The organism is Pseudoflavonifractor capillosus (assembly GCF_016902575.1).
GTDB lineage: Bacteria > Bacillota > Clostridia > Oscillospirales > Oscillospiraceae > Enterenecus > Enterenecus capillosus_A.
In genome coordinates, this window is record NZ_JACSNZ010000114.1 from 1 (window position 1) to 863 (window position 863).

The 863-nt window shown below is 56.4% G+C and carries 1 protein-coding gene; it reads right to left on the bottom strand.

Going from position 1 to position 863, the window contains the following annotated elements; all coding sequences use genetic code 11:
* A partial coding sequence (locus tag H9X86_RS12120) for a TraG/VirB4 family ATPase (RefSeq protein WP_204901748.1) occupies positions 1 to 863 on the bottom strand: 863 nt, incomplete at both ends.

Here is an 863-nt window from a genome sequence, read left to right on the forward strand (position 1 = left end):
CAGGGCGGCCACGGTATTTCCCTCGGTGAGGAGCTTGTCAGACATATAGGACAACACATTGAAGAGCATGGCATTGCGGACATTTCTCGCCGCACTGAGCATCCCCTTCGCACCGAACACCAGGAAGCGGCTGGAGGTAATGTTCGTGTGTCCGTTGAAGAACTGGGCATCGGCGCCCTTGCACATGGAGTGCAGCCCCAGCAGCACCTCCTGCAGAAGTTTCTCTGTGTAGAGAGGGTGACAGCTGGCATCGTAAGAGTAAAACTCCTCCTCCATCAAGTCGTAGAGGTCGGAGAGGATGGGGTAGTCCTCTGGGCGCATCTGGCTGAAGTTCGTACTCTCGGTGATGCCGAACTTCTGGTACAGCTTGGAGAGCATGATTTCGATGGTGTCGATGTGGGCATCGCTGAAGTCCTTGTAGGCTCGGAAGAAGTCTTTCAGGAAGGAAATGTGTTGGGCCAGCAGCGTGTTTTTGCGGAAGGGCTCCGGCGCATCGTCGGCATTGGGGTCTCCGCTGTTGTCCCAGCACTTGGGTTCCAGGACATTGATGAGGTAGTGTCCGGCCATGAGGTCGGCAAAGCAGCCACCCACCGCCTCGCACATCTCCTGCTGCTCATGTTCGGCATCCAGGGAGATGACGGACTTGCCAGACTCCAGCAGATTGAGGATGAGCAGCTTCATGAGGTAGGACTTGCCCTGGCCGGAGTTGCCCAGGATCAGGATGTTGGCAGAGGTCTTGTCCTCATCTCGCTGGTCGAAGTCCACCAGAATGTTGCTGCCGTATTTGTCTTTGCCGATGTAGAAGCCCTTGGGGTCCAGCTTGCCGGAGTAGTTGAAAGGGTACAGGTTGGCCACGGAACTGG